23 protein-coding genes are annotated in these 22,340 nt (G+C 71.0%); 4 read left to right on the top strand and 19 right to left on the bottom strand.

The genetic code is table 11. The annotated features are described in order from the left end of the window. Positions 1-236: 236 nt before the first annotated feature. The 6 genes from ACWBNA_RS18060 to ACWBNA_RS18085 form a co-directional block, all read right to left on the bottom strand. Positions 237-884 carry a CoA transferase subunit B gene (locus ACWBNA_RS18060; protein WP_482705379.1) on the bottom strand — a complete coding sequence of 216 codons (648 nt, stop codon included), beginning with the start codon at positions 882-884 and terminating at the stop codon, positions 237-239. Next, a complete protein-coding gene (locus ACWBNA_RS18065; RefSeq protein ID WP_482705380.1) occupies positions 884-1,654 on the bottom strand; it encodes a CoA transferase subunit A in 771 nt (256 codons plus the stop codon). Before ACWBNA_RS18065 ends, ACWBNA_RS18060 begins: the two co-directional genes overlap by 1 nt. 103 nt (positions 1,655-1,757) lie before the next feature. After that, positions 1,758-2,921: a hypothetical protein gene (locus ACWBNA_RS18070; RefSeq protein ID WP_482705381.1), complete on the bottom strand. Its 1,164-nt coding sequence runs from the start codon at positions 2,919-2,921 to the stop codon at positions 1,758-1,760. Then, a complete protein-coding gene (locus ACWBNA_RS18075) occupies positions 2,918-4,129 on the bottom strand; it encodes a Dabb family protein (protein ID WP_482705382.1) in 1,212 nt (403 codons plus the stop codon). The genes ACWBNA_RS18070 and ACWBNA_RS18075 overlap by 4 nt, the downstream gene beginning before the upstream one ends. A gap of 21 nt (positions 4,130-4,150) precedes the next feature. After that, on the bottom strand, positions 4,151-4,675 hold the full coding sequence (locus tag ACWBNA_RS18080; protein ID WP_482705383.1) for an aromatic-ring-hydroxylating dioxygenase subunit beta: 525 nt from the start codon (positions 4,673-4,675) through the stop codon (positions 4,151-4,153). Then, entirely contained in the window at positions 4,672-5,991 is a 1,320-nt protein-coding gene (locus tag ACWBNA_RS18085; protein WP_482705384.1) for an aromatic ring-hydroxylating oxygenase subunit alpha, read from the bottom strand. The genes ACWBNA_RS18080 and ACWBNA_RS18085 overlap by 4 nt, the downstream gene beginning before the upstream one ends. 192 nt (positions 5,992-6,183) lie before the next feature. On the opposite strand from ACWBNA_RS18085, the gene fdxA reads away from it, so the two are divergent. The 3 genes from fdxA (at position 6,184) to ACWBNA_RS18100 (ending at position 8,523) form a co-directional block, all read left to right on the top strand. Further along, positions 6,184-6,552, top strand: a complete 369-nt coding sequence (fdxA, locus tag ACWBNA_RS18090; RefSeq protein ID WP_482705385.1) for a ferredoxin — start codon at positions 6,184-6,186, stop codon at positions 6,550-6,552. Further along, complete coding sequence (locus ACWBNA_RS18095; protein WP_482705386.1) at positions 6,549-7,550, top strand: NAD(P)/FAD-dependent oxidoreductase; 1,002 nt, start codon at positions 6,549-6,551, stop codon at positions 7,548-7,550. Before fdxA ends, ACWBNA_RS18095 begins: the two co-directional genes overlap by 4 nt. A 175-nt stretch (positions 7,551-7,725) precedes the next feature. Next, positions 7,726-8,523, top strand: a complete 798-nt coding sequence (locus tag ACWBNA_RS18100; RefSeq protein WP_482705387.1) for an IclR family transcriptional regulator — start codon at positions 7,726-7,728, stop codon at positions 8,521-8,523. A 145-nt stretch (positions 8,524-8,668) separates the two neighbouring features. On the opposite strand, the gene ACWBNA_RS18105 is transcribed toward ACWBNA_RS18100, so the two are convergent. The 6 genes from ACWBNA_RS18105 to ACWBNA_RS18130 all read right to left on the bottom strand — a co-directional run bounded on the left by ACWBNA_RS18105 (position 8,669) and on the right by ACWBNA_RS18130 (position 12,868). After that, entirely contained in the window at positions 8,669-9,025 is a 357-nt protein-coding gene (locus ACWBNA_RS18105; RefSeq protein WP_482705388.1) for a cupin domain-containing protein, read from the bottom strand. Next, a complete protein-coding gene (locus tag ACWBNA_RS18110) occupies positions 9,022-9,795 on the bottom strand; it encodes an HpcH/HpaI aldolase family protein (protein WP_482705389.1) in 774 nt (257 codons plus the stop codon). Before ACWBNA_RS18110 ends, ACWBNA_RS18105 begins: the two co-directional genes overlap by 4 nt. 28 nt (positions 9,796-9,823) lie before the next feature. After that, complete coding sequence (locus ACWBNA_RS18115) at positions 9,824-10,987, bottom strand: amidohydrolase family protein (protein WP_482705390.1); 1,164 nt, start codon at positions 10,985-10,987, stop codon at positions 9,824-9,826. 27 nt (positions 10,988-11,014) lie between these two features. Further along, positions 11,015-11,875: a fumarylacetoacetate hydrolase family protein gene (locus tag ACWBNA_RS18120; RefSeq protein ID WP_482705391.1), complete on the bottom strand. Its 861-nt coding sequence runs from the start codon at positions 11,873-11,875 to the stop codon at positions 11,015-11,017. A 160-nt stretch (positions 11,876-12,035) separates the two neighbouring features. Continuing rightward, entirely contained in the window at positions 12,036-12,431 is a 396-nt protein-coding gene (locus ACWBNA_RS18125) for a nuclear transport factor 2 family protein (protein ID WP_482705392.1), read from the bottom strand. Next, complete coding sequence (locus ACWBNA_RS18130; RefSeq protein ID WP_482705393.1) at positions 12,416-12,868, bottom strand: VOC family protein; 453 nt, start codon at positions 12,866-12,868, stop codon at positions 12,416-12,418. Before ACWBNA_RS18130 ends, ACWBNA_RS18125 begins: the two co-directional genes overlap by 16 nt. Positions 12,869-13,056: 188 nt before the next feature. Here ACWBNA_RS18130 and ACWBNA_RS18135 point away from each other — a divergent pair, with 188 nt between their 5' ends. After that, positions 13,057-14,091 (top strand): aldo/keto reductase, encoded by a 1,035-nt coding sequence (locus tag ACWBNA_RS18135; RefSeq protein ID WP_482705394.1) that lies wholly within the window; start codon positions 13,057-13,059, stop codon positions 14,089-14,091. 74 nt (positions 14,092-14,165) lie between these two features. Here ACWBNA_RS18135 and ACWBNA_RS18140 read toward each other — a convergent pair whose 3' ends face one another. From ACWBNA_RS18140 to ACWBNA_RS18170, 7 genes are all read right to left on the bottom strand, one after another. Beyond that, complete coding sequence (locus ACWBNA_RS18140; protein ID WP_482705395.1) at positions 14,166-15,080, bottom strand: ABC transporter permease; 915 nt, start codon at positions 15,078-15,080, stop codon at positions 14,166-14,168. After that, positions 15,077-16,255, bottom strand: coding sequence for an ABC transporter permease (locus ACWBNA_RS18145; RefSeq protein ID WP_482705396.1), 1,179 nt, complete (start codon positions 16,253-16,255; stop codon positions 15,077-15,079). The genes ACWBNA_RS18140 and ACWBNA_RS18145 overlap by 4 nt, the downstream gene beginning before the upstream one ends. Next, on the bottom strand, positions 16,252-17,808 hold the full coding sequence (locus tag ACWBNA_RS18150; protein WP_482705397.1) for an ABC transporter ATP-binding protein: 1,557 nt from the start codon (positions 17,806-17,808) through the stop codon (positions 16,252-16,254). The genes ACWBNA_RS18145 and ACWBNA_RS18150 overlap by 4 nt, the downstream gene beginning before the upstream one ends. A gap of 43 nt (positions 17,809-17,851) precedes the next feature. Beyond that, positions 17,852-18,940 (bottom strand): BMP family ABC transporter substrate-binding protein, encoded by a 1,089-nt coding sequence (locus tag ACWBNA_RS18155; protein ID WP_482705398.1) that lies wholly within the window; start codon positions 18,938-18,940, stop codon positions 17,852-17,854. 64 nt (positions 18,941-19,004) lie between these two features. Continuing rightward, a complete protein-coding gene (locus ACWBNA_RS18160; RefSeq protein ID WP_482705399.1) occupies positions 19,005-19,673 on the bottom strand; it encodes a flavin reductase family protein in 669 nt (222 codons plus the stop codon). Then, positions 19,670-21,091 carry an amidohydrolase family protein gene (locus tag ACWBNA_RS18165; RefSeq protein WP_482705400.1) on the bottom strand — a complete coding sequence of 474 codons (1,422 nt, stop codon included), beginning with the start codon at positions 21,089-21,091 and terminating at the stop codon, positions 19,670-19,672. Before ACWBNA_RS18165 ends, ACWBNA_RS18160 begins: the two co-directional genes overlap by 4 nt. Further along, a complete protein-coding gene (locus ACWBNA_RS18170) occupies positions 21,088-22,110 on the bottom strand; it encodes an alcohol dehydrogenase catalytic domain-containing protein (protein WP_482705401.1) in 1,023 nt (340 codons plus the stop codon). Before ACWBNA_RS18170 ends, ACWBNA_RS18165 begins: the two co-directional genes overlap by 4 nt. Positions 22,111-22,340 lie beyond the last annotated feature (230 nt).

The raw sequence follows: 22,340 nt of genomic DNA on the forward strand, positions 1-22,340 counted from the left end.
AGCGACCTATGGCTGCGGCGGTCGTCTGTCCCGGCGAAGAAGTTGGCGAGCGGGGCGGTACACCGGTCGCCGACGCCCACGGACACGCCGTGTGCGGGGGAAGTCCAGCACCGCCGGCCCCGAGGGACCGGCGGTGAGCGAGGAGTTGTGGCCGTCACGGTGGCGCCGTCGCGGTGGCGCCGTCACGGCGTCGGCGAAGTGCACGTACCGCCTACGGATGTATGCGTCACGGAAGGCTATGTGCGGGTTCCCACAGCGATGAGCACCTTCGCCGCCGTCTTCGCGGTGATCTCCTCGGCGGTGACTCCGGGGGCGGTCTCGACGAGGACCAGCCCGTCGTCGGTGACGTCGAGGACGCCGAGGTCGGTGATGATCCGCTCCACGCAGCCCTTTCCGGTGAGCGGCAGGTCGCACTCCTGCACGATCTTCGGGGTGCCGTCCTTGGCGGTGTGGGTCATGGTGACGATCACCCGGCGGGCACCGTGCACCAGGTCCATGGCTCCGCCGATACCGGTCACCATCCTGCCGGGGATCGCCCAGTTGGCGAGGTCGCCCCGCTCGGAGACCTGCATGGCGCCGAGCACGGCCGCGTCGATGTGGCCGCCGCGGATCATGCCGAACGACAGGGCGGAGTCGAAGAAGGCCGCACCGGGCAGAACGGTGACGGTCTCCTTGCCCGCGTTGATCAGGTCCGGGTCGACCTCGTCCTCGTACGGGAAACGGCCGGTGCCGAGGATGCCGTTCTCCGACTCCAGCACGACGTGGACACCCTCGGGCAGGTGGTTGGGGATGAGCGTCGGCAGTCCGATGCCGAGGTTGACGTATTCGCCGTCGCGCAGTTCTCGGGCCGCGCGGGCGGCCATCTCGTCCCGTGTCCAGGCCATCAGACCCGCACCTCCCTGGGTGTCACCGTGTGGTTCTCGATCTTCTTGTCGGCGGCCTGCTCCGGGCCGAGGGCCACCACGCGCTGGACGAAGATGCCCGGCAGGTGCACATGGTCGGGGTCGATCGCGCCCGGTTCGACCAGCTCCTCCACCTCGGCGATCGTGACGCGGCCCGCCATGGCTGCGAGGGGGTTGAAGTTCCGGGCCGACTTGTTGAACACGAGGTTGCCGTGCCGGTCGCCCTTGGCCGCACGCACCAGGGCGAAGTCGGTGGTGATGCCGTGTTCCAGGACGTGTTCGACGCCGCCGAACGCGCGAACCTCCTTGGCCGGCGAGGCGACGGCGACGCCGCCCCTGCCGTCGTACCGCCAGGGCAGCCCGCCGTCGGCGACCTGGGTGCCGACCCCGGCCGGGGTGTAGAAGGCCGGGATGCCGCAGCCTCCCGCCCGCAGCCGCTCGGCGAGGGTGCCCTGCGGGATCAGCTCCAGCTCGATCTCGCCGCCCAGGTACTGGCGGGCGAACTCCTTGTTGCCGCCGATGTAGCTGCCGGTGACCCGGGATATCCGGCCCGCGGCGAGGAGCACGGCGAGGCCGGATTCCAGCGCCCCGCAGTTGTTGGAGACGACGTCGAGTCCCGTGACGCCGGAGTCGTACAGGGCCTGGATCAGGGCCCCTGGTATTCCGCTGAGCCCGAAGCCGCCGACAGCGAGGGACGCCCCGTCGGGGATGTCCCTCGCCGCCTCGGCCGCGGAGGCGACCACCTTGTCCATCCGCCTGCCCACTTTTCTGCGGGGCGCGTGCGCGCCCCACGCTGGTTGTTCGCTGGTGAACTTCAGTTCACATGACTCTGAGGTGAACGCCGGGAAGGGCGGGCTACGCCGGCCGCTCGGTCAACAGCCGCCGGTAGATGCGCGCGTAGGCGGTCAGCTGCCCCAACGACAGGGCATCGCGCCGTGGATCGTCGGCGGCCGGCTTGGCCTGCGGGCCCAGGCGCACGGTGTCGACGCCGCGGGCGCGCAGTACGACGCCGTCGGTCGATCCCGTCCAGCCGGTGAGGGGCGGCGGCTGGACGCCGAACTCGTCGCGCCAGGCCGCCCGGGCGGCCTTCACCACCGGGGCGTCGGCGTCCGTCGCCGCGGTCGGCGCGACCGGCTCGGCCTCCACCTCGACCGTGCAGTCGCGCAGCACCGACTTCGCGCACTGTGCCCGCAGCCGGTCGGCCAGCTCGGCCGCCAGCACCGCCGGCTCCAGCCGGTCACCGGCGACGACGTACAGCTCGATGCGCAGTTGGGCGGGCAGCAGATCCGGCTTGTCGGCCCACCCGCCGCTGATCGCGCCGATGCCGCACGCCCGGCCGGCCTGCCCCGCCCGCGGGTCGGCGGCCAGGTAGGCCGTGCGCCAGCGGGCCAGCTCCTCCAGGACGACGCCGGCGCGGGCGACGACTCCCCCCGGCGGTGTGGCAGACCGGGCCATCATCGCGGCCCCGGAGCGGCCGGTCACCCGGACGCTCAGGTAGAGCGCGCCCGGCTCGTGCCACAGCAGCGTGGGCGGGCCGCACTTGGCGACGATCGCCGACCGTGGCAGCTGATACGCGTCGGCGTAGGCCTCCAGACCGGTGATCCCGCCGGAGCGGCGGTGCGTACCGGAGCCGGCGAGCAGCAGCCGCCCGGCGCCTGCCTCGGCGAACGCGACGAGCGCGGCGGCAGCCGGCCCTCGGGCCACCCCGAGACCGAAGCCGGCGACCACGTCGCCGTGCACGCCGAGCGGAGCGACGGGCGCGGAGTTGCCGGTGACGAGGTGGTTGTGCGGACCGCCGTCGTCGAGCGAGGTGTCGAGGTGGGAGTACAGGAGGGGTCCGGCCCCGTGGGCGGCGACCAGGCTGCCGCCCTCGGGACCGTGCTCCAGTACCTGCCACTCGACGTGCGGCCACCGGTGCGCGCACCAAGCGCGCAGCCGGTGGGCCGCCGTTCGCTCCTGCCCGCGAGGGGCGGGAGTGGTGTCGAGCAGGTGCAGGACGTCAAGCAACTGCTGTCTCAAAAACGTCCCCAGTCGTCGGACGCCGGACGCCACACGTCGATGTTGCGCGGGTCGGCCGGCATCCTGCGCGCCCGGTGCGTCTCGTGCTCCTCCGGGGTGAACACCCGGTGCCGGTCGCACAGTTCGAACCGCGGGCCGAAGCGCGGGTCGTGCAGGTAGAACGCGATCGACGTCGACGCCGAGTGGTTGACGATGTCGGAGGCGATCGGCGCGCCCTTGTACAGCGCGCGGGCTCGCATCCGCATGACGTGGTCGAGGCTCTTCATCGCGAAGCACAGGTGCGCGACGTAGTGCTCCTTGTTGTTCTGCAGCGCGAGGCTGTGGTGGTAGTGGTCCTCGCAGCGCAGGAACGTGGTCGAGCCGACGACGTGGTCCGAGGGCAGGAACTTCAGGACGTTCTGGTAGAAGTCCACCGACTCCGCGTACTTCGTGGTGGCGATGAAGGGATGCACCAGGTCGAGCGGCCGGATCTCGAGGTGCGGCGGCTCGGCGTACTCCTGGAACTCGGTGAACAGCTCGACGACGAGACCGTTGGGGTCCTTGACCGCGAAGCCGTTCTCGCACAGCGCCTGCTGGCGCTCCTGCAGATCGAGGACCTCCAGGCCGGCGTCGAGGACGCTCTTGTGCAGCTGCTCCAGGACCTCCTCGCTCTCGACGCTGTAGCCGACCGCGGTCGTCCACCCGTCGGTGCGCTCGGGCGCGTTGATCAGCTCGATCGCGTGGTGCTCGATGTCGGCGCGCAGGTAGGCGTACTCGTCCGTACGCTGCTCCAGCTGCAGTCCGACGTGGTACTCGAGGAAGTCGATCGTGGCCTGCATGTCCGGAACCTCGATCCGGGCGTACTCCATGCCGTACGGGCCGTGCGGGCGGGTGCTCACGGGCGCTGTCCTTCCTGGCGTGAGCGACGGGCGCTCGGCGTACTCGAACGAGGTGATGGCCTGCCGGTCGATGACCGGTCGCCAGCGCGTGTGCACGAAGCTCTCGTGGGACTCGCTGCCGAGATAGGCGAGCAGGTCGTCCTGGCTGTCGAAGTCGACGGCCATGGTGTGGGTGAAGGTGCGGTCGCGGGTGCTGACGTTCTCGCCCAGGACGAAGCCGCGCATGGCCGGGTACCGGTCCGGGAAGGTGCGCAGCTCGGCCAGCACGGACTCGCGTGTGGCCTGGTCGACCGCGTCGGCGAAGCGGAAGGACAGGGTGTGTCGGATCATCGGGTCACCATCCGTCGCCGGCTAGAGGATGAAGCTGAGCCGGGCGCCTGCCGCCAGCGACTCGTGGCCGAGGATCGAGCGCCGCAGCCGGAAACGCAGTCCGTCCTCGGTCGGCACCAGCACATGCTCGTACCAGCCGACGTAGGCGTCGAAGTGGCCGTCGCGGGCGCGGTGCACGACGAAGGACGCCGCGACCCGGAAGGAGTCCTGCGTGTGCTCGGACAAGCGCACGTTGGACACCAGCCGGTGGGTGCGCGAGTGCGGGTTCTCGGCGTGCGCCTTGCGGGACTTGAGGCGCTTGACCCGGGCGAGGATGAGGTCCCAGTCGTCGTCGACGAAGGATCCGGTCTCGTGCGGCGACCAGCCGGGGCGGTAGTCGGTGGTCGGGATCTCGTAGCGGGCGCCGGGCTCGAAGAGGGCCAGCCAGCCGTCGTAGTCCCAGTGATCGAGGATGTCCGCCTCGGAGTAGAGGAAGTCCTCCACCTCCGGCCGGGTGATGGTGCGTCCCTGGCACCGCACGGAGTGGGTGTTGGTGATCGCGGTCATCGCACGTCCCTCCCCGCGAGGAAGGACGCCGGACGCTCGCCGTGGACTTCCAGGCCGTCATCGAGCCCGACGGTTTCGACCCAGTGCCGCCAGAAGCCCCGCATCGCGCCTTCGTCGGTCGACCTGCCCTGCACGCCCTTGACCTCGTCGGCCATGCCGCGCGACATGTCGCTGTAGTCCAGCTCGGGCGAGGCCGTGCCCGCCGTGGCCTGGATGCCGCGCTGGACCGCCTCGTACGCCTCGATGTCGTCCGGCGTGGCGAGGCCGCCCGGGCCGACGAAGCTGACGACCGTCTTCATGCGCAGGGCGCGCGCGGCCGGGTCCTCGTCACGCGGGACCAGTTGCCAGGCGCGTACGTCGGTCTGGTCGGGTGCCACCGGCTCCAGCTGCCGGATCGACAGCCCTTCGATGTCGAACAGGAGCAGGTTGGGGAACACGAACAGGATGTGGCTCTCGTCGGCCACGTGGTGCGCCCGCTTCTCCCCCAGCCGCTGCGTCATCTCGGCCCGGTGCTGCTCGGTGCGCACGCGCTCGTCCTCGCCGAAGCGCGGTTCCCAGAGCATGCTGATCCGCCCGCCGTGCCCGGTCAGGACCAGCAGTCCGTGGCCGTTGCCGAGGTTGTACGCGAACTGGTTGTCGTCACTGACGGCGAAGCCGCTCTCGCGCAGGTAGCCCACGAACGTGTTGTGGGTCGGCGCGAAGTGGTAGCCGTCCATCGCGTTCTCGACGGCGAGTTTCCAGTTGCCCCGCACGCTGTACTGCTGTGTGCCGGGCAGTGTGGTCATGCCGCCGACGTGCTGCTGTTCGATCATCGTCATGTAGTCGGCCGCGTCGCCGAGGTGCTCGAGCAGTGGCGGGACGTCGGGGTCGAAGGCGACGAAGACGTATCCCTCGTGGATCTCCAGGCGCGGGACGCCGCGCAGCCCCATGGACGCCTTGAACTCGTCGCCCGACTCGTACGCGTCGGCGTCGGGGATCGCGGCGAGCTCACCGTTGTTGCGGAATGTCCAGGCGTGGTAGAAGCACTGGAAGAGCCTGGTCGAGCCCTCGTTCTCGCGGCACAGCACCGTGCCGCGGTGCGGACAGGAGTTCAGGAACGCGTGCACCTCGCCGGCACTGTCCCGGCAGAAGATCAGCGGCCGGCCGCCGAGGGTGCGGACCTTGAAGTCGTTGGGGTTGGGGATCTCGGTCTCGTGGCCGAGGTAGAGCCAGGTGTGTGTCCATACCCAGCCGCGTTCCCGGGCGAAGATCTCCGCGCTGCGGTAGGCCTCGCGGTTGACCCGGAAGGTGAGCTGGTCCCAGTTCTCGACGACCATCGGTGCTGGGACGGTCCGGGGGTTGCTTCCCATTACGGCTTTGCCTCTCACAAGTCCCGACCCGAGTGGCGCGCTGTGAGACGCCATCTCGTATGTCGCATCAGCTTCTCCTAGCACACGCGACAGTGTCAAGCAATCGACGAGGGTTGACACCTCAGGCCGACGCCGCCATCATCCATTCCGTAATAGAAGATGCCATCTCGCATTCTGTGCGATCGTGTGAAGGGCAAGAAGCCCGTGCCGTACGTCATCACCCAGGCATGTCTCGACGTCATGGACAAGTCGTGCATGGAAGAGTGCCCGGCCGACTGCATCTACGAGGGCGACCGGATGCTCTACATCCAGCCCGACGAATGCGTCGAGTGCGGGCGCTGCGAACCCGTCTGCCCGCAGATCTCGATCTTCCACCACGAGGACCTGCCGGCCGAGGCCGAGCAGTCCCAGCGAGTCAACGCCGAGTTCTTCACCCTCGAAATCCTCGGAAGCGAGCCGCTCGGGTCGCCCGGCGGCGCACGCAAGGTCGGCCGGATCGGACACGACCACCCCGAGGTGGGAGCGTGAGCGGCTTCCGGGCCGCCACGGACGCCGGCCCCGAGGTGTCCGTCGACCTGCTGATCATCGGCGCCGGCCCGACCGGGCTGTACGGCGCGTACTACGCGGGCTTCCGCGGCATGAGCGTCGCGGTCGCCGACGCCCTGCCCGAGGTGGGCGGGCAGATCACCGCCCTGTACCCCGAGAAGCTCGTCTATGACGTGGCCGGCTTCCCCGCCGTCCGCGGCCAGGACCTGGTGGACCGGCTGGCCGAGCAGGCCGGGCGGTGGAACCCGGCCTACCTGCTCGGGCACGGGGTCACCCGCCTCGACGACGCGGGCGAGGGCATCGTCGCCACCACCGACGCCGGCGCGCGGATCACCGCGGGCGCGGTGCTCGTCTGCGGCGGGATCGGCAACTTCGTCCCCCGCGAGCTCCCCGTGGGCTCCGACTACCTGGGCCGGGGACTGCGGTACTTCGTGCCCCGGCTGGCCGAACTCGCAGGTCACGACGTCGTGGTGGTCGGCGGCGGGGACTCGGCGCTGGACTGGGCGCTGTCGCTGGAGCCGATCGCCTCGTCGGTGACGGTGGTGCACCGGCGTACGCGGTTCCGGGCCCACGAACGCACCGTCGAGCAGGTGCACGCGTCCTCCGTGCGGGTCCTGACGCCCTACGAGGTCGAGAAGATCTCCGGCGACGGGGTGGTGTCGGAGGTCGTGGTCACGGGCCCGGACGGCGACCGGATCAGCCTGCCCGCCCAGTCCGTCGTCGCCGCGCTCGGGTTCATCGCCGATCTCGGCCCGATCGAGCAGTGGGGTCTGGAGCTGCGCCGTCGGCGCATCCTCGTCGACCGCACGATGCGCACCAACCGGCAGCGCGTCTTCGCGGCCGGCGACATCGCCGACCACGACGGCAAGGTCAGTCTGATCTCGATCGGCTTCGGCGAGGCGGCCCTCGCCGTCAACCACATCGCCTCCCTGCTCGACCCGGCACGCTCCCTGACGCCGGGGCACTCCTCCGATGCGTGAGGTTCTCGAACCGAGTCGGGGCGGTGCCCGCGCACGGGCGGCGGGTCCCGGTGATGGGGGCGCTTTTCCTCGCCCTTCCCGCACATTTACCCGGCTCTCACCGTTACGCTATCCGATACGACGTTCCATTCAACGTCTTACCATCTTATTGAATACGGGACAGGAGCAAGATTTCATGGTCACGAAGGCGCAGCCCGGCACCGGCGAGCGAAGCGGTCCCGACACGACCGCGCCGACCATCCAGACCGTGCAGCGTGCGGCGCTGATCCTCGGCTCGTTCACGGTCGGCAAGCCGCACATGAGTCTCAACGAGATCACCGCGCGTCTCGGGGCGAGCAAGGCGACCGCGCACCGCTACACGAAGGCGCTGCGGGCGGCGAACCTGCTGCGGTACGACGAACGCACCTCGCTCTACTCCCTCGGCCCTCAGGTGCTCACGCTCGCTTCGGCCGCGCGGGCCGGCCTGCCGATCGTCGCCGCCGCCGAGCCGTACATGGAGGATCTGGTCCGGCGCATCGACGAGACGATCGTCCTGTCGGTCTGGGACGGCGAGTCGCCGACCGTGGTGCGCTCGGTGGACAACACCGACCACATGGTGCGCATCAGCGTCCGGGTCGGCTCGCGTCTCGATCTCACCTCCTCGGCACAGGGACGGATCTTCCTCACGTTCCTGCCTCCGGACCAGGTACCGGCGTTGCCTCGCTCGGTCCGCAAGTCGTCCGAGCTCACCGACGAACTCGACGCCATCCGGCGGCACGGGCTGTCGGTCAACTCCCCCGCCGTCAACGGCGTCCGTACCATCGCGGCGCCGATCTTCGAGGGCGACGAGATCAGCGGGACACTCGCGGTCGTCGGCACGACGGCGACCGTCCCCGACGACGTCGACTCACCGATGGCCAAGGCACTGCTGGAGACCACCCGCGCGCTGTCGCAGCGGCTGGGCAACTCGAACGGCGCACCTACCGCCGACTGACCCGGATGCCGGGGGCGGCGGGCCCGCGGTTCGCGATCCGCACGTCGCTCACGGTGTGACAGAAAAAGGGCCTCCGGGTGGAGTGAATGCCAGACGCATCCACTCCACCCGGAGGCCCTGCGTGTTCAGCACGTCGGCGCTGCGCTCAGGGAAGCAGGTCGGCCCGCGGCGGGACGAAGAAGTCGATGTTCACGCAGGGGGACTCCGTCGGCTCCACGTAGTGCTCGCTGCCGCGGGGAACCAGCAGGAACGACCCCGCGCGCATGTCGTGCGCGACGCCGTCCACGTAGTAGTTCGCGCGCCCCTCGGCGATATGGACCAGCTGGTCGAAGTCCTCGTGCCGGTGCGGGTTGAGCGTCATACCGACGTCGAGCTCGTGGTGGCAGATCATCATCTCGTCCGTCGCGTAGACGCGACGGCGGACCCCCGGTCGTACCTGGGTCACCGGCAGCTCGTCCCAGTTGACGACGGTGTGGAACAGCGCTGTGTTGCGTGTGGTCACTGGTTTTCCTCTCCGGCGGCCGCGCGCAGGGCGGCCGCCAGCATCTGAAGGTCGGAGCCGACGACCAGGTAGTCGGCGTCAGCCAGGCCCAGGTCGACGGCGGCATTCCTGGCCGGCACCCAGCCTCCGAAAGCCACCGCCGCCGAGCGGGCGGCCTCGCGCACCCGGTCCACCGCGGCGCGCAGCACCGCGGGGTCCGCCGGCAGGCCCAGGTCGACCGCGAGGTCGGTGCTGCCGACGAAGCACACGTCGAGAGGGGCGAGCAGATCCGGCAGAGGATCGGTCCGCGCCGTCTCGATCTGGCCGACCAGCACCGGTGGGTCGTCCTGCTCGGCGCCCAGGAAGGCGGCCAGCGGGACCGCGCCGAACCGGGCGGCCCGGTTGGCCAGGCTGACCGACCGGCGGCCGGCGGGCGCGAACCGGGTCGCCGCCACGAGTGCCTCGGCCTGGGCGACGCGGGTGAGCATGGACAGCTGGATCCCCGCCGCCCCGGCTTCCAGCAGCCGGTTGACGGCGGGGGCGTCCACCTCGGGCACGCGGACCAGGGCCGGCAGGCCGCAGGCGTGCGCGTGACGCACCAGGTCGACGGCGTTCTGCTCGGTGAGGGTGGAGTGTTCGAGGTCGACGACCACGAACGCGAACCCGGCCGCCTCGGCCAGTTCCACCACGTCCGGCGTCGCCAGCTTGACGAAGGTGCCGACGGCGGGTTGCCCCGCCGTCAGGGCCGCGCGCAGCCGGCGCCGCAGCGGGTGGACGTCACGGACGCTCATCGCGTCCTTCCCAGGACGGGCGGGCGTCTCATGCCGACGGCAGACCGCGCCACGGCACGATGTCGACCTCGGCGCCGGCGTGCAGCACGACGCTCGGCTCCAGGCGCGGCGCCAGGATGGTGTTGCCCGCGGCGTCGGGCAGGGTGACCTCGTCGGTCCAGTCGACGACCGTGACGTCGGCCCGTCCGCCGACCTCCAGGCGCCCGTAGCCCTCGGTGTCGAGCCCGAGCAGCTGCGCCGGGGCGACGGTGGCCCGCCGGATGCACTCCTCGAGCGGCGCGCCGAGCGCGACCAGCTTGGAGATGCTGGTGAGCAGGTCGAACACCGGGCCGCGCCAGTTGCGGGCGCTGGTGTCGGAGCTGAGGATGTCGGGCAGGAATCCGTCGGCGATCGCCCGGCGCGCCACCTCGAAACTGAGGTTGCTCTTGCCGTGGGCGGAGTCGAACAGCACGCCGCGCTCGCGGGCCGCCATGACCGCGGGGTGCACCTGGTCGCCGTCGAGGATGCCGTTCGGCTTGCCGGTGTAGCAGTGCGCCACGATGTCGCCGGGGCGCAGGTAGTCCAGGACGACGGGCACCGGCTCCTCGGTCTCGCCGATGTGCACCATCAGCGGGAGGGACGCCTGTTCGGCCAGCGCCACGGACTTCTTCAGCAGCGCCTCCCAGTTCTCGCCCACGACGTCCTCGGACAGCCGGATCTTGAAGCCGCGCACGATGTCGGGGTGGGCCTCGGCGGTCGCGAGCGCGTCCTCCGGGACCAGGGTGTCGGGGTTGAGCAGCTCGCCGAACCTGAAGTCGATCAGGCCGAGCACCGAGACGTTGAGGAAGTTGACGATGCGCAGCGGGTTCGCCTCGACCACCAGCTTGCGGAAGGCCGCGAACGTCGAGGCACCGGCGGTGCCCGCGTCCGCCGCGGCGACGACGCCGCGGCGCAGGTGGGCCTCCTCGGCGGGGGCGCCGACGGCGGAGACGTACTGGAAGATGTGGGTGTGGCCCTCGACGAGGCCCGGCAGCACGGTGGAGCCGGTGACGTCGATCGTGCGGGCCGCGCCCGCCGCCAGCCCTTCCCCGATCGCGGCGATGCGGTCACCGGTGACCGCCACGTCGAGCCGGGCGTTGGTGCCCGACGCCGGATCGATGACGGTGCCGCCGGCCAGGACGAGGTCGTAGGACGACGCGGAGGAGATGGGCATCGGTGTGTGCTCCAGGGTGAGGGGCGGTCAGCTGACCGGTTCGGTCAGCCGGGGGTGGCGCAGTGAGGCGTCCGTGGGACGCACGACGCGGGTGACAAGGGGCAGTACGCCGTCCACCTCGACCCGTACCTCGTCGCCGTCGGCGAGGAAGCACGCGCGGTCCTGGCCGGTGCCGGCCGGGGTTCCGGTGAGGACGACGTCGCCGGGTTCGAGGGCGCTGAACCACGACAGCCGGCTGAGCAGGTCGGTGACCGCGAAGATCATCCCGGCGCTCGTGTCGTCCTGCACCAGCTCGCCGTTGACCCGGGTCCGTACGCGGATCGCGTCGCGGTCGGCGAGGTCGTCGGGCGTGCAGATCGACGGGCCGAGCGGCGTGAACCCCGGGTAGCTCTTGGCGAGGGCCGGCACCGCCGTGGTGCGCATGACGTCGCGTGCCGTCATGTCGTTGGCCGCGGTGATGCCGGCGATCGCGGGCCAGACCTCCGACTCGGACGCCTGGTACAGCCGGCGTCCGACGACGACCGCGATCTCCCCCTCGTAGTCGGGTTCGGTCACGGTCCGCGGGATCAGCACCCGCGCGCCGGGTGCCAGGACGGCGGACGACGCGGCCAGGTACAGGATCGGCTGCTCGGGCAGTCCCCGGCCGGCCCGGGCCGCCTTCGACGCGTAGTTGAGCCCGACGCCCCACACCGCGCGGGGGCGGCCCAACGGCGCCACGAGCGTGGTCTCGTCGAGCGGGATCCGCCGGCGCACCGCGCAGGACGCCAGGCACTGCAGGGTGCCCTCCTGCTGGAGGACCGCGCCGACGTGCGGAAAAGCCGTGTCCAGCAGGGCGATGGCCCCGTCCTCGATCCGGCCCAGGCCGGCCTGTGTCGTTACCACTCGCATGACGCCATCTTTCAATGCGAGACGACATCGTGTCAAGCAATACGAGACGCCATCATGCGAAGTGATACGCGGGTCGGCTGCGGGCACGCCGACACCCCGTCCGCACGAGAGGCGGACGGGGTGTCGAAGGGCGCTCGTTCCAGGCTGCCGGCCGCGGGTGTCAGGCGAGCTGGCGCTGCACCTCACCGCTGTCCCAGTAGTCCGTACGGCGCATGATGAGGCCGTCGGCGACGGTGAACACGAAGACGCCGCGCACGCGCACGGGGCGGTCGCCCGCCGAACGCATCCGGAACGTCATGACGTACGGCACCGCGGCCGACTCACCGTCGACGAGGACGCACTCGGGGGCGTAGTGCAGGTCCCCGAAGTCGTCGAAGAACCCGGTCAGCGCCGCGCGGTACTCGGCACGGCCCCTGCGGCTGCGTCCCGTCGACGACGTGTGCTCGTTGACGAAGTCCTCGTCCACGCAGGCGGCCACGGCGACGGCGTCGTGTGCGTTCAACGCCGCGAGGTAGGCCTCGACGGCGGCGCGGGTGTCCTTCAGGACGAACCCCACTTCTTGCGGACCGAGTCGAACACCCGCTGGTCGTGGGAGATCTCGACGACGTTGCCGTCGGGATCCTTCAGAGCGCAGATGTAGCCGACGGGCTCCGGCATCTGCCGGGGCTCCCAGTGCAGGCAGCCCAGCTCGCGGGCCCGGTCCGCGAGCGCGTCGACGTCCTCCCGCGCCGGCACCTCGATGCCGATGTGCGCGAAGGGGTGCAGCAGGCCCAGTTGGCCGCCCTTGTCCTTGTTGAACGACACCAGGACGAGCACGAAGGGTGTCTCGGCCTGCTGGTCGTTGGAGAGCCAGACGCTCTCGCCGTCGGCGTCCTTGAACCGCTCGACCACGACCAGCGGAGTCAGGGTGGTGTAGAACGCGATCGCCTTGTCGAGATCGCCGGTCGGCAGCGCGAGGTGAGTCCAGCGGGCCGAGGTGAGACCGGTGGCCACGGTACCTCCATCGTGAGTGGGTGGGATTTCCTTGAGACTAGGCGTGCCCGCACCCGAAGGTCGATGTGCTGCGGACACAACACGCAGGCCAGGGATGCTGGCCCCGCGCGACATCGGTTTCGTGCCTGCCCCCGTGCAAGCCTGCGAGAGGACAGCGACAGGGCGTCGGCTGGGAGACGAGGGCAAGCGTGCACTACCGAATTCTGGGTGGAACGGGCATCGAGGTGAGTCAGCTGTGCCTCGGGTCGATGATGTTCGGCGCCTGGGGCAACACCGACGAGGCGGAGTGCCACCGCATGGTGGCGACGGCGCTGGACGCCGGGGTCAACATCATCGACACCGCCGACGTGTACGCCTTCGGCGAGTCGGAGGAGATCATCGGCCGGGCCCTGAAGGGACGGCGCGACGACGTCGTCCTGGTGTCGAAGGTCGCGAGCCGGATGCCCGCGGGCCCGCTCGACCGCAACCGGGGCGGCACCTCCCGGCTGTGGATCACGCGTGCCGTGGAGGACAGCCTGCGCCGGCTGGGAACGGACCACCTGGACGTGTACCTCGTCCACCGTCCCGATCCCCACACCGACGTCGAGGAGACCCTCGGTGCGCTCAGCGACCTGGTGCGGGCGGGCAAGGTGCGGGCGATCGGCTCCTCCAGCTTCCCGGCCGAGGAGATCGTGGAGGCACAGTGGGCGGCGCGGCGCGGTGGCCGCGAGCGGTTCACCGTCGAGCAGCTGTCGTACTCGATCCTGGCCCGGCACGCGGAGGCAGCTGCCCTGCCCACCGCTGAGCGGCACCGCATGGGCGTCATGGTGTGGAGCCCGCTCAACGGCGGCTGGCTGACGGGCAAGTACCGGGCCGACGCCGAACCGGCGGCGGACTCGCGCGCGCTGCGAAACAGCGAGCACTTCGACTTCGCCGACGAGCAGGTGCGCACGCGCAAGCTGGCCGTCGTCGAGGAACTCGTGCGCCTGGCCGCCGAGGAGGGCTGCACGCTCGTCGAGCTGGCGCTGCGGTTCGTGCTCGCCCATCCCGGCGTCACCTCGGCCGTCATGGGCGCACGCACCCACGACCAGCTGGTGTCGCAGCTCACCGCGGTGGACCGGCCGCTGTCGGCCGAGGCACTCGACCGGATCGACGAACTCGTCGCGCCGGGCAGCGTGCTCAACCCGCTCGACGTCGGCCACACACCGCCGGCGCTGGAGACCGCGGCGCTGCGCCGCCGCTGACGGCGAGATCGCCCACCCACAACGGATGCCGGCTTCGCCTCGCGGAGCCGGCATCCGTCCTCGCCAGGGGACCGTCACGTCGACCCGCGCTCGAAGGGCCGGCCGAGCGCGCCGGGCTCCCGGTGCTGGGTGGTGAACAGCAGCATGGCGAGGAGCGCGAGCAGATACGGTGCCGCGACGAGGAGTTGGGCGTTGAGGGTGACACCGAGCGCCGGGAGCGCCAGGCGCATCGCGTCGGAGAGGCCGAACACCAGGCAGCCGAGCAGCGTCCGGCCGAGCCGCCACGCCCCGAAGATCACCGCGGCGATGACGATGTATCCGCGGCCGGCGGTCATGTTCTGGTTGAACGACCCGACCTCACCGACCGCGAGGTACGCGCCGCCCAGACCGGCCAGCGCGCCGCACCACAGCAGAGCCTGCCGGCGCCGCATGTTCACCTTGATGCCCGTGACGTCGGCGGCCTGCGGGTTCTCCCCCACCGCCCGCAGTTCCAGGCCCCAGCGGCTGCGCTCCACCAGCCACCAGGTGAGCGGGACCAGCGCGAGCAGCAGGAAGGCGGGCCAGCGTTCGGAGAACAGCGGCTTGCCGATGAGCGGGATGTCCTGCAGCAGCGGTATCGACAGCATGTGGACCTGGTGCGAGGCGAACTGGTTCGTCGTGATCAGGTAGCTCGTCAGTCCGAGCACCAGCGCGTTCAGCACCAGGCCGACGACGAAGGTGTTGATCTGCGCCCGGTGGGAGAGATTGCCGTGCACGAAGCCGAGGACGAGGCCCGTCACGACCCCGGCCACGAGGCCGGCGGTGGCGCTGCCGGTCGCACTGGCGGTGGCGATCGAGGTGAACGCGGCGCCGAGCATCATCGCCTCGACGGAGATGTTCATCGTGCCGGCGCGCTCGGCCACGTACTCACCGCAGGCGGCGAACGCCAGGGGCACGGTCAGCCGGACACCGCTGGCGAGAATGGTGGTGGTGCTGTCCAGTGCGCTCACGCGGCTGCCTTCACCTTGGTCGGGACAACGGACACGGCGGGCGCCGCCTGCGGCGAGGCACCGCGACGCCTGCGGAAGAGATCGACGAGCACGGGCGGCGCGACGAACGCGAGGACCAGCAACGCCTTGACGACATCGACGAGGAAGTACGGCACGCCGGTGGCCGAGAGGAAGTCACCGCCCGCACGCAGCACGGCGAAGGCCAGCGAGACCGGGATCGTGGCCAGGGGCCGGTTGCGGGCGACGAGCGCGACGAGCAGGCCGTCCCAGCCGAAGTTGTCCGAGAGCCCGGGCTGCAACCGGTTGGTGCCGACCGGGGTGACCAGCAGCAGCCCGCCCGCCAGCCCCGCGAAGGCACCGGACAGCGCCAGGGTGAAGCCGCCGAGCGCGGCCACCCGGACGCCGGTGTGCTTGGCCGTCAGCGGATTCAGTCCGACCATGCGCACCCGGAAGCCCCACCGGCTGCGGCTCAGGACCAGGGCGACACCGACCGCTGCGACGAGCGCGATGAACAGACCCAGGTTCCACTGCACGGACGGGTACTGCCCGAAGCCGCCGAGCTGGGCGTTCGCCGGCAGGGGGTTGGACGCCGCGTCGGCGATGCCCGAGGAACCCTGCTTGCTCTCCTGCAGCAACGGCGTGCTGACCGCGAACGTGACGAGCTGGATGGCGAGGAACGTCATCAGCAGGGTGCTCACGGCGACGTTGACACCGCGGTAGCGGAGCATCAGGGCGCTGAGCGCGGCCCAGACGCCGCCGCCGACCGCCGCGGCGATCATGACCACGACGACCAGGGTGGGACCGGGCAGGGCCAGCCGCAGCCCGACCCAGGCTCCGGCCAGGCCGCCGATGAGCACCTGTCCCTCCTGGCCGATGTTGAACGTGCCGGCGGCCGCGCAGACACACGCGCCGACCGCGACCAGCAGCAGCGGCGCCGCGTTGAGCAGCGTCGTCGTCCATCCCGTGGCGTCGGCCAGACTCCCTGTCCATATCGCGGCCGCCGAAGCACTCGGCGAGCCGCCGGTCAGCACGAGCAGCAGCGCGGACGCGCCCGCGGCGACGGCGACCAGGACGACGGTCAGGCCCGGTGCCATCCAGCCACCGCGCCCGGGCCGAAGCCGGGCGAGGAAGCGCCGGGCGAGATCGTCGGCACCGGTCGGTGCGGCGGCACTCATGCGGCCTCACCGCCGACCAGCATGCCGAGGCGCTCGGGGGTCGCCTCCGAGACAGGGAGTGCTCCGGTGATCCGCCCGGACGAGATCACCGCGATCCAGGTTGCAAGGGCCATGACTTCCTCGAGTTCGGTGGAGATGAGCAGCACTCCGACGCCTTCGGCGGCCGCCCTGCGCAGACGGGCGTACATGTCCTCGATGGCGCCGACGTCCAGCCCGTGGGTGGGCTGCGCCGCGACCAGGACGCTGGGGTGACCGGACAGTTCCCGGGCGAGCACGACGCGCTGCTGGTTGCCTCCGGACAGGCTGCGTACCGGCGCGTCGAGCGAGGGCGCGATGATGTTGAACTCGTCGGCGAGGCGACGGGCCTCGGCGGCCATCGCGCGCCGGCGCAGCAGGAACCGGCCGCTGACCTTGCCGAGCGACTTCATCGTCAGGTTTTCGGTGACGCTCATGTCAAGGACGACGCCGCTTTGGTGCCGGTCCTCCGGCACGATGCCGAGGCCGGCCTTCGCGAGCGCGCCGGGCCGGGTCACGTCGACCCGGCGCCCGGCGACCTCGATGGTGCCGGCGGTCGGCGGGACCAGCCCGGCGAGGACGTCGCCGAGCGTCGCCTGGCCGCTGCCCTCGACACCGTAGAGGGCGCAGATCTCGCCCGCGCCCACGGTCAGGTCGACTCCTTCCAGAACCCTGACCCCGCCTTTTTCGACAGTGAGTCCGGCGAGGCGCAGGACGGGCGGCTGCCGGTCGTGCGCCCCGCCCTCGCCGGTACGCGTCCTCTGCACCGGCAGCAGGCCGAGGGCGGCGGCCTCTTCGCGCAGTGACACGTCACGGCCCACCATCTGGCGGGCGAGTTCCGGCGCGGTGGTCTCGGCGGTGACCGCCCGGAAGGCGACACGGCCCTTGCGCAGGACGGTCACCCGGTCCGTGGCCTGCTCGATCTCGGCGAGCTTGTGGCTGATGAGGATGACAGCGCGCCCTTCCTCCTGCACCACCCGGCCGAGCACGGCGAACAACTCCTGCGACTCGGCCTGGGTCAGCACCGAGGTGGGCTCGTCCAGGATCAGGATCTGCGGGTTGCGCCGCAGGCACTTGACCACCTCGACACGCTGCCGTTCGCCCGCCGCGAGCGCGTCGACGCGCGCCTCGGGGTCGACCGGCAGCCCGTACCGCGCGGCGACCTCGGCGATGTCGGCACAGATGGCCTGCTTGTTCACCTTGCCGGTGTCGCCGAGCGCGACGTTCTCCCACACGGTGAGCCCGTTGATGAGGCTGAAGTGCTGGTGCACCATGCCGATGCCGAGCTCGGCCGCTTCCTGCGGGCTGTCCAGCGCGACCTGCTCACCGCGCACCAGCACGGTGCCGGCGTCGCGCCGGATCAGCCCGAGCAGAACCTTCATGAGACTGGACTTGCCCGCCCCGTTCTCGCCCAGGAGGCCATGGATCTCGCCGGCGTCGACGGTGAGGTCCACGGCGTCGCAGGCCGTGACGGATCCGTAGGACTTGGTGATGCCACGCAGTTCGAGGATCCGAGCTGCTGAGGTCGTCGGTGTCATCGCGTGTGAATCTCCTGGGTCGGGTTCGGGGTCGTCGGCGCGGTCAGCCGAGGCGCTTGACCTCGGCCTCCGGGTCGATCTCCTTGTTGCCGATCTTCTTCATGAACCCGGCCAGCTGCTGGTCCTCGTCGCCCTGGCCCTTGCAGATCTTGATCGTCGGGAAGGGGTCGACGCCCAGCTGCCACACGCGCAGCGTGCCCATCTTCAGGTTGTCCTTGGCGAAGTCCTCCAGCGCGGCGCGGAAGTAGTCACCCGGGCTGAAGATCACCGAGATGTCGAACTTCGGACTGGTCGAGGCGCACCGGTCGGTGCCCGGAGTGAGGGTCAGGACGCCGTTGGCGTTCGCCACCTGCGCGGCGGCGTCGGTCGCGCCCCCGAGGTAGGGGTAGATGACCTTGGCGCCCTGGCTGATCTGGGCCTGGATGGCTTCCTTGGCCTTCGCCGAGTCGTTGAAGTCACCGGTGTAGGTGCTCACCAGGGTGGCCTTGGGGACGACCTCCCGGATTCCGGCCAGGAAGGCCTTGGCTCCCAGGACACTGAAGTCGGCCTTGATGCCGGTGACGAACCCGGCCTTGGTGTAGCCGGCCGCCTTCATCTTCAGGCCCGCGGCGTAGCCGGCGGCGAGCATCGACTGGTTGGGGTTGTCGGAGGACAGCAGGATCCGCGGGGACTGGTCGATGTTGGCCGACGAGGGCACGTACCAGGCGGTCTTGGCGCAGACCGGCTCCTCGGAGGCCGGGATGGCGGCCTTGAGCTCACTCGCGGCGAGCGCCACCATGTCGACGTGCTGCTGGCACAGGGCGCGTGCCGCACTGAGCGCGTCGCTCGCGGGCACACTGCCGCGCTTGATGACCTTCCAGTTCTTCTCCTTGGCGTAGGCGTCCGCCGAGTCGACGAAGCTCTCGTAGTAGCCGTGGTCGTTGATGTCGCCGGGACTGAGGACGCCTATGACGACCTTGCCGTCGCCGTTGACGTCGGGCTCGTTGAGGCCCGAGCCGCTGCTGCTGCTCGCCGGGGTGGTCGTCTTGGGTGCCGTCGCCGCGTTGCTGGCGCAGCCGGAGAGCGCGAGGCCTCCCGCGAGGGCGAGGCCGAGTGCGGCCCGACGACGCCGGAGCGAGGTTCTTGCAGTCATGGTTGCTGTTCCATTCGCTGGGTGGAACCGCCCTGGCAGGGGCGGTGGCGGGGCGGGGAGTGGGTCAGTTGGCGGAGGTGTCGGCGCGGTCGAGCTCGGCGTAGGCGACCCGCTCCTGGTGGAAGAGGGACTCCTCACCCGCGGCGACGAAGTACGGGAAACCCATCCGCCCGACCGCTCGGACCCGGGTGGGGTCGATACGGTCCGGGGCGGACATGATCGAGTCGTCGGTGGTGATGCAGACGACCTCGGCGAGCAGGATGTGCACGCCCGAGAAGCAGGAGGTGTGGTCTCCGCGATCGATGACCTCGTGCACACGGCATTCCAGGTGCGCGGGGCTGTCGGCCAGCGACGGTGTGTCGACGACCTGTGAGGGCACCGGTCGCCAGTCGGCGACGTCCATCTCGCTGACGCCGCGAGGGTACTCGCGGGCCACCGCCTCGATGTGCTCGGCGATCGCGACGGTCGTGACGTTGACGACGAACTCGCCCGTGCGCTGGATGTTGAGCCAGGTGTCCTTCGGCTCCGCCGTGCCCTCCCGCTGAGCGCCGATGGTGACCGCGATCAACGGCGGTTCGCCGCTGACCGGCATGTAGTAGCTGTACGGCGCGACGTTGACCCCTCCGTCCGGGTCGAGCGAGGTGATCATGGCGATCGGCCGCGGTACCACCAGTTGCGAGAGCAGGCCCTGCTTGTGGGCCGGAGAGCGTCCGGCCATGTGGATGACGTTCAACGGGCGGTCTCCTTTGCGGTGCCCGCCTGCCGCGTCGGCCAGGTCGGGCGGGGTGCGATGCCGGCGCGCCGCAGGAGGGCGGCGGACCGCTCGGCGGCTGCCTCGGCGACGGCGGCGAGGTCGATGCCGGTCGGCTGCCGGTCCCGGACGACGACGCGGCCGTCGACCAGCACGTCACGGACGGTGCGGGAGACGTGGCCCCACACGAGCTGACGGGCGAGGTCGCCCCGGGGCATCCAGGCGGGGTCGCTGGTGTCGAGGACGACGAGGTCGGCGGCCTTGCCGACCTCGAGGGAGCCGGTCCGCTCGCCGAGACCGATCGCCTCGGCCCCGTCGACCGTGGCGAGCGCGAACGCCTGCTCGGCGCGGATCGGGTCGGGCAGGTCACGGTCGCGTTCGAGGCCGGCGAACAGATAGGCGGCCAGGAGGACGTCCGGGGCGTCGCCGGCGTTGTGGGCGTCGCAGCCGAGCGCCACCCGGCCGCCCCGGCGCACCAGTTCGGCGTGGCGCGAGGCGCGGGTGTAGCCCTGGGCGAGGCGCAGGTAGGCCCCCGGGCAGGCGGCGACCGCGGTCCGGGTGGCGAGGATCGCGTCGACCTCCGCGTCGTCGAGCCAGACGGCGTGCCCGAGCAGCAGGCGCGGGCCGAGTACTCCCAGTTCGCCGAAGTGGACCACCGGTCGGCGCCTGCAGCGCTTGGCGTAGGCCTCGACGTCGGCGGGTCCCGGTGAGACGTGCCAGGTCAGGCCGACGTCCAGCCGCTCGGCCAGGTTGGCCGCCCCGACGAAGAGCTCGTCGCTGGCGAGGTCGTGGCCCACCAGCGTCACCCACCCGGTGACCGGCCCGGTGGCCGGCAGGGCCCGGATGATCTCCTCCTGCCGGGCGAGGGCCTCGTCGGCGGGGGCGCCGAACGGCACGCCGTCGGCGTCCCAGCCCCAGCCTCCGACCCGTGCGCGGATGCCCGCGGCGGTCAGCCCCGCGGCGACCCGTTCCGGGTTGGCCACCGTGCCCGGCTCCAGCACGGTGGTGATGCCGCGGGACAGACACTCGACGGCGGTGATGGTCGCGGCGAGCTCGTCGTCATCACCGTCGGCGTGGGCGTGCAGCGGGACGATCCAGTCGAAGATCGATGACTGCGAGCTGATGTGATCCGGGATGGTGCTGCGCACGAGGGGGTCGACGGTCGTGTGCTGGTGGGCGTCGACGAGGCCCGGGATGACCACACAGCCGGACGCGTCGATCTCCTGGGCACCCGGGAAGCGGGCGCGCAGGTCCTCGGCCGTACCGAGTGCGGCGATGCTGGTGCCGGACACGGCGACCGTCGCGCCGGTGAGGACCCGCCGGGCGGAGTCCATGGTGACGATGTCGCCGCCCACGATGAGCAGGTCGCTCATGGCTCGATCGATCGGCAGATCGGTCATGGCTTGATCACGACCTTTCCGATGGTGTCGCGGGCGCCGAGCACGTCCCAGGCCTCGGCGAGGTCCGTGAGCGGGAACAGGGCGGCGGTGGGCAGATGCAGGCGGTCGGAGAAGCAGGCTGACGTGGCGGCGACGAAGTCGGCCGAGGTGTAGCCGCCGGCGCCCAGCAGTTGGAGGCCGCGGTGGAAGACCTCTCGAAGCGAGAACGACACCTGGTCGCCGCTGGTGTTGCCCAGCAGCACCAGACGCCCGCGGATGCCGAGGCAGTCCAGTGAGGTGCGCCAGGTGTCGGTCCCGACGTGGTCCAGGACCAGATCCGCTCCACCGCCGTCGGTGAAGGCCGTCACCGCTTTCGCCGGGTCCGGTGCGTCGTTGCGCAGGGCCAGGTCCGCGCCGGCCGCGCGGGCCGCGGCCAGTTTCGCGTCGCTGCCCGCGAACGCGACGACCGAGGCACCGGCCTGCTTGGCCAGCGCGATGGCCGCCAGGCTGACGGGACTCGCGGCCGCGTGCACGACGAAGGTCTCACCGGCATCCAGTGCTCCGACCGTGTGCACCGCGTGCCAGGCCGTCGCGAAGGCGGTGGGCAGGGTGACGGCCGCGGCGAGCGGCAGGGACTGAGGGACCCGGACGATCGAGGCGGCGGACGCCAGGACGTATTCGGCCAGCGCGCCGGGGGTGTTGCCGCCGAGGATGCGCGGGCCGGCGCAGTAGGCACGATCGCCCACCGAGCAGCGCGGGCAGCTGCCGCAGCCCTGGGTGGGGTCGGCGATGACCCGGTCGCCTGGGACGATGGAGCTGACCGCGGATCCGGTCTCCACCACCGTCCCGGCGAAGTCCATGCCCGGCACGTGCGGAAGGCGGAAGCCGGGGATCAGGCCCGGCCCCTTGCGCTGCAGCAGGTCCAGGCGGTTCAGCCCGCAGTAGGCGACCTCGACGACGACGTCGCGCGCACCGCACACCGGCTCCGGGACGTCCTGCGGGGACACGACCTCGGCTCCCCCGAAGTCGGTCTGCACCATCGCTCGCACCTCGCCCCTCCTCACCTCAGCCGTCTCGCATTGCGAGGCGGTGGAACGTATTGTGACGCCACTCTGCCCATGCCGACCAGTGCTGTCAACGCTTGTAGGGAAAAACTGGGTTTCGTCGGCGTTGCGCCTGTTAGTAAGGCGCTTCGTCATGCGCACAGCGCGGATCGCGGCAGGCCGGGAGTGGGCGCGGACGCCCGCCGCACCCCCTGCGGCACAGGCGA

The sequence above is a fragment of the Streptomyces sp. Q2 genome (assembly GCF_056820935.1).

Coding starts and splice junctions, on each gene's coding strand:
- ACWBNA_RS18060 (WP_482705379.1), bottom strand. CDS start 884: ATGGCCTGGACACGGGACGAGATGGCCGCCCGCGCGGCCCGAGAACTG.
- ACWBNA_RS18065 (WP_482705380.1), bottom strand. CDS start 1,654: ATGGACAAGGTGGTCGCCTCCGCGGCCGAGGCGGCGAGGGACATCCCC.
- ACWBNA_RS18075 (WP_482705382.1), bottom strand. CDS start 4,129: ATGATCCGACACACCCTGTCCTTCCGCTTCGCCGACGCGGTCGACCAG.
- ACWBNA_RS18080 (WP_482705383.1), bottom strand. CDS start 4,675: ATGACCGCGATCACCAACACCCACTCCGTGCGGTGCCAGGGACGCACC.
- ACWBNA_RS18085 (WP_482705384.1), bottom strand. CDS start 5,991: ATGGTCGTCGAGAACTGGGACCAGCTCACCTTCCGGGTCAACCGCGAG.
- fdxA (WP_482705385.1), top strand. CDS start 6,184: ATGCCATCTCGCATTCTGTGCGATCGTGTGAAGGGCAAGAAGCCCGTG.
- ACWBNA_RS18100 (WP_482705387.1), top strand. CDS start 7,726: ATGGTCACGAAGGCGCAGCCCGGCACCGGCGAGCGAAGCGGTCCCGAC.
- ACWBNA_RS18110 (WP_482705389.1), bottom strand. CDS start 9,795: ATGAGCGTCCGTGACGTCCACCCGCTGCGGCGCCGGCTGCGCGCGGCC.
- ACWBNA_RS18115 (WP_482705390.1), bottom strand. CDS start 10,987: ATGCCCATCTCCTCCGCGTCGTCCTACGACCTCGTCCTGGCCGGCGGC.
- ACWBNA_RS18120 (WP_482705391.1), bottom strand. CDS start 11,875: ATGCGAGTGGTAACGACACAGGCCGGCCTGGGCCGGATCGAGGACGGG.
- ACWBNA_RS18145 (WP_482705396.1), bottom strand. CDS start 16,255: ATGAGTGCCGCCGCACCGACCGGTGCCGACGATCTCGCCCGGCGCTTC.
- ACWBNA_RS18150 (WP_482705397.1), bottom strand. CDS start 17,808: ATGACACCGACGACCTCAGCAGCTCGGATCCTCGAACTGCGTGGCATC.
- ACWBNA_RS18155 (WP_482705398.1), bottom strand. CDS start 18,940: ATGACTGCAAGAACCTCGCTCCGGCGTCGTCGGGCCGCACTCGGCCTC.
- ACWBNA_RS18165 (WP_482705400.1), bottom strand. CDS start 21,091: ATGACCGATCTGCCGATCGATCGAGCCATGAGCGACCTGCTCATCGTG.
- ACWBNA_RS18170 (WP_482705401.1), bottom strand. CDS start 22,110: ATGGTGCAGACCGACTTCGGGGGAGCCGAGGTCGTGTCCCCGCAGGAC.